Here is a 14,728-nt window from a genome sequence, read left to right on the forward strand (position 1 = left end):
GTTGAGCGGGGCGGGGAGGTTGACGCTGTGGGCCAGGCGCACGATTTCGCCGCAGAGTTCGTCGATCTCGGTGGGCCGGCCGTTCGCCAGGTCGTCGGCCATGCTGGAGCGCGCCAGGTGGTCCATGCGCAGCATGCGCCGGGCCACCACCCGGAACACCGGTGTGGGCCAACGCAGCACGCGAACCAGCAGCCGCCAGGGCAGCGGCGTCGTGCGCGCGGGTCGCACGCCCGCATGGGCCATCACGTTCAAGGCTTCTTCCATCAGTGCGGCAAATTCGCGCCGCCATGCCGCGTCTTGCAGCTGGGCGCGCAGAGGCAGGCCGGAGAGGGCGTTGACCGGGTTGTTCAGGTTCAGCAGCAACTTGCCCCACTGCATGTTGCGCAGCTCGGCGTGCAGGGCCAGTGGCAGACCGGCGCGCGCAAAGTGTGCTTGCCACAGGCGCAGTGCGGGCGTGTCCTGCGCGGCCAGCTGGCCGGCGGTGCCCCGGTGAAAGTGGCCGTCGGGTCCTTCGGCCACGTTGAAGGCCACCATGCCCGGCACGACCTCCAGCGCCGGCGCTGCCTGGCTGGCCAGCTGCGCGTTCTGCATGCCGTTCTGCAACGACACCACAGTGGTGCCCGCCGGCAGGCGTTCCTGCAGCTCACGGGCCGAGTCGGCGGTGGCGCCGCTCTTGACGCAGAGCAGCACCAGCGAGGGCTTCAGATCCGCCGACACCTGCTCGTGCAGCCGCAGGCGGGCGGGCGGGATGCGCTGGTCGCGGCCGTCCTGGTCGGTCAGGTGCAGGCCGCTGGCCTGCAGCGCGGCGAGCCGATGGCCTCGGCCCACAAACTCCACATGGACACCGGCGGCTTGCAGACAGCCGCCCACGAAGCAGCCCACGCTGCCCGCACCCATCACGAGCACGGGGCCAAGCGGGGCGTCGGCCGGCAGGTCGGGCGAAGGGCTCACGCCCGGCGCTTCTCTGCAGAAACCTTGCGCTTCACCGGGCCGGCGGCGGCATCGATCGCCGTGTGCAACGCACGGAAGGCACCCAGGGCAAAAGCCAGTTCGGCCACCACGAACATCGGGCCGATCAGCAGGCCGCGCAGGTCGTCCACAAAGGCGGGCTTGCGACCCTCCCAGTAGTGACCGACGAACTGGAACACCCAGCCGACCACAAAGCTGCCCAGGCTCCAGCCAAGCCAGGTGTTCAGCGGCGCGGTGCCCAGCGGGTGCGCGAGGGCCACCAGCCCGGCCAGGACCAAGGCGGTGGCCATGGTCAGCGCGCGCTGCCCGAGCGTGAGGTACCACGCGGTGACCAGGGTCCAGACCACCCAGTCGGCGCTGATCACCAGGCCCGCGGTTTCCCACTGGAGGCGGGCCAACAGCGCGGCCAGGGCGAAGGCGATCAGCGGGATGCCGATGTAGTGGGTGGCGATGTTGCGCGGGTCGCGGTGGTAGTGCGCGTACTGCACCAGCAGGCGGGTGGCGTTGTCCATGGCTGTCTCCAGTGTGTTCTTGTGGGAGCCGCGAGGATGCTCGCTCAGAAGTTGCCTGTCTGTCAAAATTTCGACAAACCCACGTTGCTGACCCCATGTCCCACTCAGAACCTGTGCCCGCCGCGTTGCGGGCCGCCTTGGCCAGCGACGACTGGTTTGCAGCCTGCCCGACGGTGCTGCAAGACGTGTTGCTGCAGCAGGGGCGCATGCGCTCGCTGGCCGACGGGCAGTCGCTGTTTTCGCGCGGCGGGCAGGCCGACGGGCTGTGCTGTGTGACGGCCGGTGGTCTGCACATTGGCGCGCTCCATGCCGATGGACAGCCGGCGGAGCTGGCCTACCTGGAGCCCTACCAGTGGTTCGGCGAAATCGCCCTGATCGACGGCCTGCCGCGCACCCACGACGCGGTGGCCGAAGGCGACACCCAGGTGCTGGTGGTGCCGCGCGACGCGCTGGTGGACTGGCTGGACCACCACCCGGCCCAGTGGCGCGAGCTGGCCAGGCTGTCCACCCGCAAATTGCGCGTGGCGTTTGTCGTGCTGGAGGAGCTGGCGATGTTGCCGCTCGAAGAGCGCCTGCAGCGCCGGCTGCGCCTGCTGGCGAAAGGCTACGGCAGCCGCGAAGCGCCACGCCGCCGCATCCGCCTCGGGCAAGAGACGCTGGCCCGCATGCTGGGCGTGAGCCGCCAGAGCGTGAACAAGGCGCTCAAGGCGCTGGAAACCCGGGGGGTGCTGCGCCTGCACTACGGCGAGATCGAGTTGCTGGGCTGAACTGGGCAACGAGCCGCGCAGCGGTGGAGCGTGGGGGGGGGACGGGCCAGCCGCCGGGCCGCCCCAAGGCAGGCCCAGCCCCCTCGGGGGGCAGCGACCCGCGAAGCGGCGGAGCGTGGGGGCACTATCCTTCCGGCGTCGGCATCAGCACGTCGATCTCCTGCTGCATGGTCTGCACCAGCTGGCTGTAGATCTGCAGCTTGTGGCCGCTGTCGCGCAGCCGCTCGGCCAGGCGCTGGGCCACGGCGGTCATGAGCTTGGCTGCGGTGGCGGGCTGTTCGGCGATCAGCGCCTCCAGCGCTTCGCGTGTCAGCACGGCGCACACCACATCGGTGCTCGCGGTGCACGAGGCCGAACGCGCTGCGCCGTCCACCAGCGCCATTTCGCCGATCAGGCTGCCCGCGCCGAGCACGGTCACGGTGACCGGGTTGACGCGCCGTGCGATCAGGGTTTCGACCGTGATCTCGCCGTCGAGCACCAGCACCATGTAGCCCGTGTCGGCGGTCTCGCCCTGGCGGATGATGGTGGTGCCGCGCTTGAAGCGCTTGGGGCGCATGAAGCCGACCACCGCCAGCGCTTCGGTCTCGCTGAGTTGCATCAGCGCCGTGGGCGCGCGCAGCAGGCGGGCCGCCTCGTGCGCGCGGGTCGAGCCGTCCACGGCGGCCTGACGCTCGGCAGGCAGGCGCGATTCGGGGTGGTCTTCGGGGCGGGAGCCGAACAGCTTGTCAAACAGGGCCATGGCGGTAGCGGGTGGGGGTATTCGCTTCATTGTGCCCGCCCGCGCACCGCTTTGGCACATCCATTGCTTGACCAGCGCATGCACCCGAGCTGATGGCCATCGCTGCCACGACCTCCGGAACCACATCGTTGATTTCCTCGCATCCCGGGCCAAAGCCCATTGATTCCACCTCCCACTTCTTCAACACCCAGAGGCAACACATGAGCCGACTCGACGTCACCGAAAAAATCATCTCCACCAAAGTCAGTAAAGGCCTGAGCTGGGCCGACGTGGCCAAGAAGGTGGGCCAGTCCAAGGAATGGACCACGGCCCTGTGCCTGGGCCAGATGACGGCCACGCCGGCGCAGGCCAAGGTGCTGGGCAAGATCTTCGGCCTCTCCGCCGACGAGCAGAAGTGGCTGATGGTCGTGCCCTACAAAGGCTCGCTGCCCACCAGCGTGCCCACCGACCCGCTGATCTACCGCTTCTACGAACTGGTGAGCGTCTACGGCACGACCTTCAAGGAACTGATCCACGAAGAGTTCGGCGACGGCATCATGAGCGCGATCGATTTCAAGATGGACCTGCAGCGCCAAGCCGACCCGAACGGTGACCGCGTGAACATCGTCATGTCGGGCAAATTCCTCCCCTACAAGCAGTATTGAACTGGCCCACCCCCGCCGCGCTGCGCGCGCCCCCCTCGAGGGGGCGGCGCTGGCGGCCTGGCAAAGCCAGTTCCGCGGCGCCCTGGGCTGGGAGCGCGCGCCGGACAACGGCTTGATTGAACGGTTCAGCGAACCGGCGCTTTTGGGAACAGCACCACGCCCGGCAGTCCCTTGAAATGCGCGTCGCAGGTCAGCAGCTCGGCGCTTCGATCAATAGCGGTCGTCGCGGTCGCGATGGCCTTCACGGTGTGCGCCCTGGGCGAGACCGCTCAGATCATCGAGCTGTGGCACGGGCATCAAGAGCACTCCTTTGCCTCTTGGGATGAGCATGACTTCTTGCCCAGCACCCCAACGCAACCCGTCACGAATGACTTTGGGTAGGGCGATCTGGAACTTGCTGGAAAGTTTGGCCGTGGCTGGCATGTTCGGGGCTGAACTTGATAGACATTGATCTGGCAAGAATGCCGCAAATTCCCTCGGGTGAACAGTCAACCCGGCAGCGGAATCCACTCGTCCGTGTCGTCCGGCGGCAGCGCGAAGCGGCCGGCCACCCAGTCGGCTTTGGCCTGCTCGATGCGCTCCTTGCGTGAGGACACGAAGTTCCAGAAGAGGTGGCGCTCGCCCAGCGGCTCGCCGCCGAAGAGCATGAGCGTGGCGGGTGTGCGGGCGGTGATCACCGCGTCCACGTCGTCGCCGAACACCAGCAGCTGGCCGGGCTGGTAAACCTCGCCCGCGTGCTCGATCTCGCCTTTGGCCACGTACACCGCCTGCTCCTTGTGGCCGCCGGGCAGGGCCTTGCTGGCGCCGGCCAGCCACTCGGTGTGCAGATAAAACAGGGGCGAGTGCGTGCGCACCGGGCTGGCCTCGCCATAGGCGCTGCCCGCCACCAGGCGCATCCACACGCCTTCCGATTCGATCACCGGCAGCGCGGTGGCTGGGTAGTGGGTGAAGGCGGGTTCGCACATTTCGTCGGCCTCGGGCAGCGCCACCCAGAGCTGCATCAGCTCCAGCCCGCCGTCGGCGTAGGAGTCGGGGTGGGTGAAGCGCTCGCTGTGGGTGATGCCGCGCCCGGCCGTCATCCAGTTCACCTCGCCGGGGCGGATGACCTGAAGCGTGCCCAGGCTGTCGCGGTGCGTGATCTGGCCACTCAGCAAGTAGCTCACCGTCGACAGGCCGATGTGCGGGTGCGGACGGATGTCGGCGGCGCGGTCGTGGTACGGCGGCAGCGGCACCGGGCCGGCGTGGTCCAGGAAGACGAAGGGGCCGACGTTGCGGCGCTTCGCGAAGGGCAGCACGCGCCGCACCGTCAGGCCGTGGCCGAGGTCGCCCGCGCGGGCATTGATCACCATCTCCAGCATTGCTCTCTCCTAGTGACGCCGCAGGCGGCGCGGGGGGTCATCCCAATCTACCCATCTTTCCCGACTGGAAGTCGGAAAAAGCCTGGTGGATTTCCGCTTCGCTGTTCATCACGAACGGCCCATACCCCACCACCGGTTCGTCGATGGGCTCACCCGCCAGCCAGAGCAGGGTGGTGTCGGTCACCGCGGTGAGGGTCACGCCCTCGCCCGCGCGCTGGTAGACGATCATTTCCGCGTCGGTGGCCTCGGCGCCGTCCTGTGTTTTCACCCGGCCCTTGAGCACCAGCGGCACGGTGGTGTGGCCTTCCGGCGCGGACAGGGTGACGGTGTGGCCGGCCTTGAGCTGCACGTCCCACACCTGCATGGGGGTGAAGGTTTTCGCGGGGCCTTGCGCGCCGAGCAGCGAGCCCGCGATCAGGCGCGCCGTGCCGGCGACCTGTCCGTTCACGTCGGGCAGGTCCACCGTGGGCGTCTGCGCCGCGGTGATGCCCTGGTAGCCGGGCGGCGCCATCTTGTGGCGCGCGGGCAGGTTGACCCAGAGCTGCACCATCTGGAACGGTCCGCCGCTGCGGCCAAAGGCCTCGCTGTGGAACTCTTCATGCACGATGCCGGCGGCGGCCGTCATCCACTGCACGTCGCCCGGGCCGATGGTGCCGCCCGCGCCGGTCGAGTCGCGGTGCGAGACCTCACCGGCGTAGACGATGGTCACGGTTTCAAAACCGCGGTGCGGGTGCGAGCCCACGCCCCGGCGTTTCGTCGTGGGTTCGAAGGTGGTCGGGCCGCCGAAATCGAGCAGCAGAAAGGGCGAGAACGCGACCGGGTTGTCGTCGTACGAAAAGATGCTGCGCACCGGAAAGCCGTCGCCGACCCAATGGCCGTGCGGGTTGCGCTGGATGTGGGACACGGTTTTCATGCGGGGTCTCCTGAAGACGCGCATTGTCCGTCTGCCCGGCGATTTGTGTCGACGCAGGGGCACCGGGGCGAGAAAGGTGAACACCTCGCGCAGGTTCACCGCGCCGGGAATGTGGCCGGCGGCAAAGGTGTCGGCGTCGCGCGTGTCGATGATCACCACCGGTTCGGCGGCTTGCAGCGTGGCGAGTTGATCGGGTGCGATCAGGGTGGCTTCAATGCTCATGGGGACCTCTGAAAAAGGGCAAAGGCAGGATGGCCTGGGTGCTCTTTTGCAACGGTCGTGCCAGGGTGGTGAGTGGTTAGATCAACGCGTGCAAGTTGTTGATTTTGTTAGTTTTATGGAGGTTGGAAGCGGGCTAACGCCGGGTATGTGGCCGCTGAGGTTTGACATTGGGTTAGCACAATGTCGACACATTGTTTGATGGCTTCCTGCGGCTCTCTGCAGAATCTGTGGCGTTGTGTTTGTCGTTCTGGAGGCGTCAGTCAAACCAAAGCGACACGCCCGAAGGTGGCCCTTCGGTCGGCGCAGGCTTCCCGCAGTAGGTACCAGTTTGGGCGATGGACGCACGTAGCACGGCCTAAGCTTGTCCAGCTATCTGCCTTGCGCTCCCATCGTGCAGTCCATTTGCTTGCAACCCCAACGGTCACTGGACACGCCAGACTAAAGCGCGTGTGCCAGATCCCAGGGGCCTTTCAATTTTTAAGACCTGCATCCGCACCTTGGCCCAGCCAGACAAATGGTTTACCATCAACAAAGTGCATATATATAACTGTTTTGATCGGGAGAAAACTAATGGATTGGCAGGAAATCGGAAAGTGGGTGGTTGCAATAGTTGCCGCTGTGGTTGGTGGAGGTATCGTTTTCCGTTTTGTTTTCGTCAAAAAGAACAACAACTCAGAGCGTACCGTTACGCAGATGCATAACCGCGCTGGAAGAGACATCATCGGCGGCGACAAAATCGACAAACGCTAGTCGCTGCGAAACATGTCAACCCAAATAGGCAATACTGCCGGGGGTGATGTTGTCGCGCGCGACAAGATTGTTGAAACCCACTTCCACGGTGGGCCTGTTACTGCGCTTTCTCGCCTTTATCAAATCCTCAGAGACGACGATAAAGCCGCGAACTACACCGCCCGGATAGCAGAAATGCTGCATCATTACTGCGCAGCACAGTCCGCAGATGTTCGGGGACTGGAAGAGAAGCTTCGTGTCAGCGGCCGCGCATATTTGGTTGACGACGCAGTCGATTTAAAGCAAAGGGCGGCAAAGCTAATTATGCGCTGGCAAACATCGCCAGTTACGCAGGATATCATCACGCACGTATTGGCGAAGATTCATCAGGCCTTCATGTTCACTGTTCGGCCAGCCATTGAGGGTGGCGCGACGCTGATACAAGTTGATCAACTTATCAACGACAACGTTATCGAGCCAACCTGTCAAATGCTGGGTGAGAACGATCTCGGCATCACCCCAATTGATATTGCCGGGCTACTCTTCTTCCTCGGGGGAAACTGTCACGTAAGGTGGGATAAATGCTGATTTATCACCCGGCTTTCGATGCATATCATTGTGTGTTTAGGATGCTCGCAATAACAAGCGAGAAACGAATTCTCGAGTTCGCCAAGCTGCGCATTTTGGACTTTTTTTTGTGCTTCCCAGCCGAGGTCGCAGTTGTGCAGCTGCCACAAGAGCATTCGGAGATTAGGAGGCTGGCGCGCGTGGCTCGAAATCCTTACCGAGGACCGATTAATTCAGCTAGAACATTTCGAGAATTGGAGCCCATTCAGTCCGCTGCAGCCCGTTTGCTTGGATTGACTGGAGTTTTTAGCATCGCAGACCTAGAAAATGGACGGGTAATTCGTACTGGCCAAGAGATACCTGAAGATCTGAAGCGTCTATCCGACGCAGCGAGTGCATTCTCTAGTCCGCTGGATAGATATGTAGTTTCTACAATGTCTGAAATTCCATTAGCTGGTTTTGGCGGCTTAAAGCAACGCACAGGTTTAATGGAGTATCGCTATGATGCCGATTGATTTCACAGTCGCCCCCGACCAGGCAATCGAGTCACCGAACACCAACTCCAGTGCGCCGCCGAATGTCCCGCCAGGAGAGGAGCGCCTCGCACGACTGCTTCCGCCAACAATCATTGTTGGTCGTCTTGTTGTATTTAAAGATAATCGCGTTGTCCTTGAGACGGCTTTCCACAAGGGGCTAAACATTATTTCCGGACACAACAGTTCCGGGAAGACAACGACGCTAGACTTTCTCGCACACACCATGGGCTCGGAAGACATTCCTTGGAAGAAGGAAGCTCTTTTATGCGATTACTCTATGGTAGAACTTCATCTGAACGGCGTACCTGTTACGTTGCGACGTGATGTAGGGGAAGCCCAAATGAAACCCCTGTACATATTCTGGGGGCCTTTGGCAACTGCCCGCGTTGCGCCCGTCAGTGACTGGGAAGTCTACCCTTTCCGCAGAAGTCCCAATAAGTTAAGTTTTACCCAATCGCTCTTGATGGCGCTTGCGCTGCCGGAAGCGCAGGGAGATGGTGCATCGAATCTTACGATGCACCAGTTTCTCAGAGTAATGTATGCGGATCAACCGTCGCTGCATAGTCCAATATTCCGAAGGGACTCTTTCGATAGCGCATTAACTCGTTCGACTGTCGGGGACTACCTTTTGGGTGTATACGACGATAAGCTCTACTCTGCTCAATTGCAAAGGCGAGAAATTGAACGGTCACTTTCTGCTGCAGAGGCAGAGCTGAAAAGCATCTTTGCCGTGCTGGCCAAGTCAAAGCAAGACGTGAATCCTGAATTGTACTGGCAGCAGATTTATATTGCTGAGGCTCGTCGCGGGGAACTTGAAGCTGAGCTATCCCGTTTGAAGGAGCAAAGGTCGGTGGAGAAGGACAAGAGCAGAGGCAATGACGAGGCAATTTCTCGTGCTGAATTGGATGCGGCGAAGCGTCAACTTAATAAGGTGCTGGATGAGGTGGCACGCTCCGAAGCTGATATTGAAGACTCTAAGCAATTCATCAATGAGATTCAAGAGCGCCTGAGGAGACTAGAGCAATCAGAGGCCACTCGAGGCTACCTAGGTAGGGTAGCCCTCAATTTTTGTCCGTGCTGCCTTAGCCCTATTGCATCACAGAGTCCGGATAGTTCGGCTTGCACTTTGTGCAAGGAACCCGTGGGGACGCCTAACGGTGAATCGCAGATATTGCGGATGCGAAATGAGCTCCTGATTCAACTTCGAGAATCTTCTTCTCTTGTTCAAGCCAAGGCGACTGCGGTCGAGTCCGCTCGTCTGGGACTGCCTGCACTAAAGCAAAACATGCGCCGGTTGGAGCGACGCTATATTGAGGCCACGCAAAGTTGGTCGTCCGACTTTGAGGATGCGATTGCCAAGATAAATCGCGAAGCTGGGGCCCTCGATCAAGAACTGAAAACGCTGTATGAGAATCAACGTTTATTCAGCGTCATACGCTCGTTGCAAGAGCGGCGCGATGAATTGCAACACAGCATTCATCAGCTTGATACGACTATCGAAACGCTCACCCACGCGCAAGAAATTCGAAAGCGTAAAGTTGCGCTTGAAATATCGCAGGCGACTAGCCGCCTACTTAAACTTGACCTTTATCGTCAAGAGGAGTTTAAGTCCGCGGAAGTTGTTCGCTTTAGTTTTGAGGAGAATCAAGTTAGTGTGGATGGATCCACGAGGTTTTCGGAGAGCTCTACTGTTGTTCTTCGACACCTTTTCCACCTTGCGTTGCTAACTGCCTCGACGACTGTTCATGAGATGCGTTTTCCTCGATTGCTGATGCTGGATGGTATTGAGGATGGCGGTATTGAGCTTCCACGCGCATATCGTTTGCAGGAGATAATTGCAGCCGAATGTGACTCGTACGAGGTTGATTTTCAAGTGATTATGGCGACGTCTCAGATTGCGCCCTCACTTGACAGCGACCGGTATGTGGTGGGGCGCCGCTATTCAGAAGACCGCCGCGCCATTGACCTTCTGGCGGCAAACGCGGTGACAGGCGCAGGGGCTCAAAGCCAGTAGTTGCGTCACAAGCGGACGCGCATCCGCGCTTTGTTGCGTCTCGACACTTTCAGCATGAAAGCTAGTGCGCGTAGCCAACAACTAGGCGGAGGATTGGCCCGGCTGGATGCCTGCGGTACAGCCATCCGCGGTGTGTTTCATCTTCCGAATCGAGGCCGCGAATAGATCAGTTCTGGGCGAGCCAAGGCGTCCATTGCTTTGTCTCATCGTTTTCAAGATGGGGGTTGGGGCCTTGGTGTCGTAGTGGCCCAGAGCGTCTGTGTTGCTCGAATGCTGCCGCTCGACGGTGACGGTTCTTGGTCGGTGAACGACGCTTGCGGACCAGCCGTCCGTTCAGGTGAACCGCGAAGCAGCCCTTCGGCGCGCCACCTATCCACAAACCAAATCGTCAGCATCCAGCGCAGGCGGGCGCATAAGGTCTTCGTCGATGCCCATCACCGCGCTGGCCCGTTCGACGGCCCGCCACAGCAAGGGCGGCATCTTCAAAATCTCGTCGGGCGTGTCGGCCTGAGCGATCCAGTGGCTGATCTGCTGGTGCTCGTCGGGGGTCAGCAATGCCAGGTGCAGCATCTCGTCGATGGTTTTCATGGTGGCTTCTCGCAAGTCTTGGTCAATGGCGCTGATGCTGTCACACATCCGGGGTGCCAGCTGTCAGTCCAGCCCTTCAAACCTACCCTTCATCGCAACCCCGCCTTGCACAAGCGGTACCCGCGGTGCGGCAAGCGAAAGATTGGCTGGCTGTACTTGTGCGTCTCGACATATCTACTCCTTGGGCGTATAGTTGCTCGATGCTCACGGTCGTCGAAAGCCCCATCTTTCAGAAGCTTTGGCCTCGCTACTGGGACGAGGACGAACGGGCCGAGTTCGCTTCGTTCATCTCACTCGATCCAGAAGCCGGCTCGGTCATCCGTGGTTCCGGTGGCGTCCGCAAAGTGCGCTGGGCGCGGGAGGGAACGGGCAAGTCCGGCGGCGTGAGGGTCGTCTACCTCGTTCGGAACGAAGCCGGTGAGGTCTACCTTCTGACCATGTACGCCAAGTCAGAGTCAGAAAACATCTCTCTCAGCACACTCAAGGAGATCCGTCGTGCCCTCGAAATCTAGGAAGCTCAGTTCAGCAGAGATCGCGGTCTTTGAAGCGAAGCGCGATATCGGTGCAGAAATCCTGCAGTCCATCAAAGACATGAAGGCCGGCAAGGGCAAGGTGGTTGTCTCTTCGGCCACGGAGGCCAGGGAAGCCACCGGCCTGTCGCAGTCCCAATTTGCCAACCTGCTGGGGGTGTCCGTTCGCACCCTCCAGGGCTGGGAACAAGGGCGAAAGCAGCCCAGTGGCGCGGCTCGCACCTTGCTCGCTATTGCGCGGACGAACCCGAAGGCCGTGCTGGCGGTTTCGACGCAGTAGTCGCGGCTTGTCATCCCAATTCCTCATCGCAACCCCGCCTTCTCCAGCCGGTAGCCAAACTGCCACAGCGTGAGCCCCAGGCTTTGCGCCGTCAGGGGCTGGCTGCCGTGGTGGCGCAGCAGGGCGCCTTGCATCGGCTGCGGGCGGTGTGAACAGGGGGCTTGCCCGACAATCCAGCCCATGCGCATCCAGACCCTGCGCGAGCGCCTGCGGGCGCTCGGCGCCCTGCCCAAACATCAACACCGCGTGCTCCGCCTGTGGAGCAACGCCCTGCCGCAAACATCGGGCAGGCGGCAGATCGAGCACTTTCTGCCCGCCACGCTGCGCGCCGAGCTGCCCGCCATCGAGGCCGATCTGGCGGGGCTGGCGCGGCTCGAATCGCAGCACCCGGGCGAAGACGGCTCGGCCCGGCTGCTGGTGAAGCTGGGCGACGGCCAGATGGTCGAGACCGTGCTGCTGCCGCGCGACGGGGTGTGTGTGTCGACCCAGATCGGCTGCGCGGTGGGCTGCGTGTTTTGCATGACCGGCACCACCGGCCTGATCCGCCAGGTGGGCAGTGCCGAGATCGTGGCGCAGGTGGCGCTGGCGCGCAGCCTGCGGCCGGTGAAGAAGGTGGTGTTCATGGGCATGGGCGAGCCCGCGCACAACCTCGACAACGTGATGGAGGCCATCGAGCTGCTGGGCACGGCGGGCAACATCGGCCACAAAAACCTGGTGTTCTCCACCGTGGGCGACCCGCGCGTGTTCGAGACCTTGCCCAAAGGCCCGGTCAAGCCCGCGCTGGCGCTCTCGCTGCACACGACCAAAGCCGACCTGCGCGAGCGGCTGCTGCCGCGCGCCCCGCGCATGACGCCCGAAGCGCTGGTGGAAGCCGGCGAGGTCTACGCCCGCGCCACCGACTACCCGATCCAATACCAGTGGACGCTGCTCGACGGCATCAACGACAGCGAAGAAGAACTCGACGGCATCGTGCGCCTGCTCACCGGCAAGTACGCGATCCTGAACATGATCCCGTTCAACACCGTCGAGGGCATGCCCTACCAGCGCCCGAGCTGGGAAAAGGCCGCGACCATCGCCCGCCACCTGCACCGCCGCGGCATCCTGACCAAGCTGCGCCAGTCGGCCGGGCAGGACGTGGACGGTGGGTGTGGGCAGCTGCGGGCGCGGGCGGAGAAGCCGCTGCGGCGGAACATTCCCATCGTTCCCGTCGGAAGCTGAGCCGTCGCCCGGGCCAGGGCGGCGGCGGGGTCAATCCGCCGGCGGCGGGACTTCCATGCAGGTGCCCGACCACGCGCCATGGCGCAGTTCCGCCACGACCAGGTGATCACCGGTGGGGGGCGCGGTGATGGCCAGCGCCCCGCCGGGTTTCCAGAACGCGCTCATCCCCGCCGAAGCGTAGCCGCCGGTCGGGCTCGAGTGGTTCGCGACCAGCGCCGCCATGCCGTGTTCGGCGGCATGAGCCTGCATGAGTGCCGCGTCGGCGGCGTAGCCAGCGCGGCTCCAGAGCACCCCGGCAACGTACACCGTCGCACCCGCCTCCCGGGCCCAGCGGGGGTGTTCGGCGTGCACCGTGTCCGCACAGATCGCGAGCGAAACCCGCTCGGTCGTCAGATCCATGCAGTGGGTATCCACGTCCCCGGGCGAAGCGAACGCCTCTTCGCCCGTGTGCAGGAACCGCTTGCGGTAGGTCGCGCCGCTGCCGTCCGGGTAGAGGCAGATGGCGCCGATCGCGGGCTTTGAACCGGCAATCGGCCGCACCGGCGCGCCCACGATGACTGTCATGCGGTGCCGGCGGGCAAGCTCGCGCATTGGCGCCAGGACCGGGCCGTCCGGAGACAAGAGGTGGTGTGGCAAGAGCGGCGGTTCATAGCCGGTGAGCGAAAGCTCGGGAAACAGCAACAGAGACACACCCTCGGCCGCCGCAGCCCGGACGAACGGCATGTGCCGGCGCAGGTTCTCGCGCACATCACCGGGGACGGAGGACGATTGCGCGGCGGCGATGCGGAGGAGCGGCATGGTGTTCACGCGCGACGACGTGGTCGCATTGTTGTCAGATCGGTGTCACGGATGATCGCCTCTCAGCTCATCCAGATGGGGTCTTCTTGAATGCCGGCTTTCAAACGCTGGTTTCAAATTAAACATTGCTTTAATATGCGGGTCATCATGTCAAGAAGGCTTGCATATGGCGCGCAGCACCGGCACCTACGTCACCTCCACCACCCTCGGGGAGCCGGTCAAGGCGTTCGTGCCTCATGCCTTGCCGCCCACCGTGCCGCCTTTGGCCGAGGCGGCGTGGGCCGAGCGCAACCGCTCGGCGCAGATGGCGCTGGCGCGCCTGTCTGCCGTGGCGGGGCTGGTGCCTTCGGTGGACTGGCTGCTCTACAGCGCCATTCGCAAGGAGGCCCTGATGACCTCGCAGATCGAGGGCACGCAGGCCACCCTGACCGACCTGTTTGACGAAGAGGCCGGTCTGACGGTGAGCAACACCGATGACGTGGAAGAGGTCACCAACTACCTGCAGGCCTTCCGGCTGGTGCAGGACAACCTGCGCGATGCGGCGGGCCTGCCGATCAGCGTGCGCCTGCTGTGCAACGCCCACCGCCTGTTGCGGAACGGGGTGCGCGGCACGGGCAAGCAGCCGGGCGAGTTGCGCCGCTCGCAAAACTGGATCGGCGGTACGCGGCCGGGCAACGCGGTGTTTGTGCCGCCGCCGGCCGACCAGGTGCCGCGCTTGCTGGCGGAGCTGGAGCGGTACGTTCACGCGCCGGCCGGCGACTTGCCGCCGCTGGTTCGGGTGGCCCTGGTGCATGTGCAGTTCGAGACCATCCACCCGTTTCTGGACGGCAACGGGCGCATGGGGCGTTTGTTGATCGCGGCATTGCTGGAGCACTGGGGCCTGCTGCCCGAGCCTTTGCTGTACCTGAGCGGCTACCTGAAACGGCACCAGAGCGCCTATTACCGGCACCTGTCCGGGGTGCGCACCGAGGGCGACTGGGAGGGCTGGGTGGGCTTCTTTCTTGAAGGGGTCGAGGTGGCGGCCGCGGAGGCAGAGAAAGACGTCGTGGCGCTGGCCAGCCTGGTGGCCGCCGACCGCCGCCGCCTGCTGCAGCACGCCAAGGCCGGCCCGGCCAGCTACCGGCTGTTTGAGCTGCTGCCCACCATGCCGCGCTTCAGCGTGGAACGGGCTCGGGTGGCTTTGGGCACCACGTTCCCCACCGCGAATGCGGCGATCAAACTGCTGCAGGAGCTGGGCATCGTGACCGAGATCACCGGGCTGAAGAAAAACCGCAGCTTCAGTTACCAGGCCTATGTCGATCTGCTCAGCCGCTGACCAGCGCTGATCTCGGTGCGGTACTCCAC

Annotated in this window: 18 protein-coding genes and 1 pseudogene; 10 read left to right on the forward strand and 9 right to left on the reverse strand. The window is 63.1% G+C overall.

Annotated features, from left to right (window positions below):
* Positions 1-951 (reverse strand): 2-dehydropantoate 2-reductase (locus B0E41_RS25655; protein WP_253195176.1); only part of this gene is annotated, 951 nt, incomplete at its 3' end.
* Positions 948-1,481 (reverse strand): Mpo1-like protein, encoded by a 534-nt coding sequence (locus B0E41_RS25660; protein WP_143434036.1) that lies wholly within the window; start codon positions 1,479-1,481, stop codon positions 948-950. The genes B0E41_RS25655 and B0E41_RS25660, both read right to left, overlap by 4 nt.
* Positions 1,482-1,576: 95 nt before the next feature.
* Between B0E41_RS25660 and B0E41_RS25665 the strand changes: the two genes are divergently transcribed.
* Positions 1,577-2,248: a Crp/Fnr family transcriptional regulator gene (locus B0E41_RS25665; protein WP_077335894.1), complete on the forward strand. Its 672-nt coding sequence runs from the start codon at positions 1,577-1,579 to the stop codon at positions 2,246-2,248.
* Between the two features lie 124 nt (positions 2,249-2,372).
* Here B0E41_RS25665 and B0E41_RS25670 read toward each other — a convergent pair whose 3' ends face one another.
* Positions 2,373-2,987, reverse strand: coding sequence for a cyclic nucleotide-binding domain-containing protein (locus B0E41_RS25670; RefSeq protein WP_077335896.1), 615 nt, complete (start codon positions 2,985-2,987; stop codon positions 2,373-2,375).
* A gap of 200 nt (positions 2,988-3,187) precedes the next feature.
* Between B0E41_RS25670 and cynS the strand changes: the two genes are divergently transcribed.
* On the forward strand, positions 3,188-3,631 hold the full coding sequence (gene cynS, locus B0E41_RS25675; RefSeq protein ID WP_077335898.1) for a cyanase: 444 nt from the start codon (positions 3,188-3,190) through the stop codon (positions 3,629-3,631).
* Positions 3,632-3,841: 210 nt separating this feature from the next.
* Here cynS and B0E41_RS25680 read toward each other — a convergent pair whose 3' ends face one another.
* From B0E41_RS25680 to B0E41_RS27775, 4 genes and pseudogenes are all read right to left on the reverse strand, one after another.
* Positions 3,842-4,054, reverse strand: coding sequence for an AbrB/MazE/SpoVT family DNA-binding domain-containing protein (locus B0E41_RS25680; protein WP_077335900.1), 213 nt, complete (start codon positions 4,052-4,054; stop codon positions 3,842-3,844).
* Positions 4,055-4,119: 65 nt separating this feature from the next.
* A complete protein-coding gene (locus B0E41_RS25685; protein WP_077335902.1) occupies positions 4,120-4,989 on the reverse strand; it encodes a pirin family protein in 870 nt (289 codons plus the stop codon).
* A gap of 37 nt (positions 4,990-5,026) precedes the next feature.
* A complete protein-coding gene (locus B0E41_RS25690) occupies positions 5,027-5,902 on the reverse strand; it encodes a pirin family protein (RefSeq protein ID WP_171984883.1) in 876 nt (291 codons plus the stop codon).
* 90 nt (positions 5,903-5,992) lie between these two features.
* Positions 5,993-6,124, reverse strand: a pseudogene (locus B0E41_RS27775) (rhodanese-like domain-containing protein); the annotation flags it as partial.
* A 570-nt stretch (positions 6,125-6,694) separates the two neighbouring features.
* Here B0E41_RS27775 and B0E41_RS26920 point away from each other — a divergent pair.
* Genes B0E41_RS26920 through B0E41_RS27675 form a run of 4 tightly spaced genes read left to right on the forward strand, consistent with a single transcriptional unit; the run spans position 6,695 to position 9,970 of the window.
* On the forward strand, positions 6,695-6,874 hold the full coding sequence (locus tag B0E41_RS26920; protein WP_143434038.1) for a hypothetical protein: 180 nt from the start codon (positions 6,695-6,697) through the stop codon (positions 6,872-6,874).
* Positions 6,875-6,886: 12 nt separating this feature from the next.
* On the forward strand, positions 6,887-7,441 hold the full coding sequence (locus B0E41_RS25695; protein ID WP_077335906.1) for an ABC-three component system protein: 555 nt from the start codon (positions 6,887-6,889) through the stop codon (positions 7,439-7,441).
* Positions 7,435-7,935 (forward strand): ABC-three component system middle component 5, encoded by a 501-nt coding sequence (locus B0E41_RS26925; RefSeq protein ID WP_143434039.1) that lies wholly within the window; start codon positions 7,435-7,437, stop codon positions 7,933-7,935. Before B0E41_RS25695 ends, B0E41_RS26925 begins: the two co-directional genes overlap by 7 nt.
* Entirely contained in the window at positions 7,922-9,970 is a 2,049-nt protein-coding gene (locus tag B0E41_RS27675) for an AAA family ATPase (protein ID WP_143434040.1), read from the forward strand. Before B0E41_RS26925 ends, B0E41_RS27675 begins: the two co-directional genes overlap by 14 nt.
* A 369-nt stretch (positions 9,971-10,339) precedes the next feature.
* Here B0E41_RS27675 and B0E41_RS25705 read toward each other — a convergent pair whose 3' ends face one another.
* Positions 10,340-10,558 (reverse strand): hypothetical protein, encoded by a 219-nt coding sequence (locus tag B0E41_RS25705; protein ID WP_077335922.1) that lies wholly within the window; start codon positions 10,556-10,558, stop codon positions 10,340-10,342.
* Between the two features lie 200 nt (positions 10,559-10,758).
* On the opposite strand from B0E41_RS25705, the gene B0E41_RS25710 reads away from it, so the two are divergent.
* The 3 genes from B0E41_RS25710 (at position 10,759) to B0E41_RS25720 (ending at position 12,586) form a co-directional block, all read left to right on the forward strand.
* Entirely contained in the window at positions 10,759-11,070 is a 312-nt protein-coding gene (locus B0E41_RS25710) for a type II toxin-antitoxin system RelE/ParE family toxin (protein ID WP_077335910.1), read from the forward strand.
* Positions 11,054-11,368 (forward strand): helix-turn-helix domain-containing protein, encoded by a 315-nt coding sequence (locus tag B0E41_RS25715; protein ID WP_077335912.1) that lies wholly within the window; start codon positions 11,054-11,056, stop codon positions 11,366-11,368. The genes B0E41_RS25710 and B0E41_RS25715 overlap by 17 nt, the downstream gene beginning before the upstream one ends.
* Before the next feature lie 180 nt (positions 11,369-11,548).
* Entirely contained in the window at positions 11,549-12,586 is a 1,038-nt protein-coding gene (locus B0E41_RS25720) for an RNA methyltransferase (RefSeq protein WP_077335914.1), read from the forward strand.
* A gap of 30 nt (positions 12,587-12,616) precedes the next feature.
* On the opposite strand, the gene B0E41_RS25725 is transcribed toward B0E41_RS25720, so the two are convergent.
* Positions 12,617-13,384 (reverse strand): carbon-nitrogen hydrolase family protein, encoded by a 768-nt coding sequence (locus tag B0E41_RS25725; RefSeq protein WP_077335924.1) that lies wholly within the window; start codon positions 13,382-13,384, stop codon positions 12,617-12,619.
* Between the two features lie 166 nt (positions 13,385-13,550).
* On the opposite strand from B0E41_RS25725, the gene B0E41_RS25730 reads away from it, so the two are divergent.
* Positions 13,551-14,699: a Fic family protein gene (locus B0E41_RS25730; protein WP_077335916.1), complete on the forward strand. Its 1,149-nt coding sequence runs from the start codon at positions 13,551-13,553 to the stop codon at positions 14,697-14,699.
* Positions 14,700-14,728 lie beyond the last annotated feature (29 nt).

Source organism: Hydrogenophaga sp. A37 (genome assembly GCF_002001205.1).
Lineage (GTDB): Bacteria > Pseudomonadota > Gammaproteobacteria > Burkholderiales > Burkholderiaceae_C > Hydrogenophaga.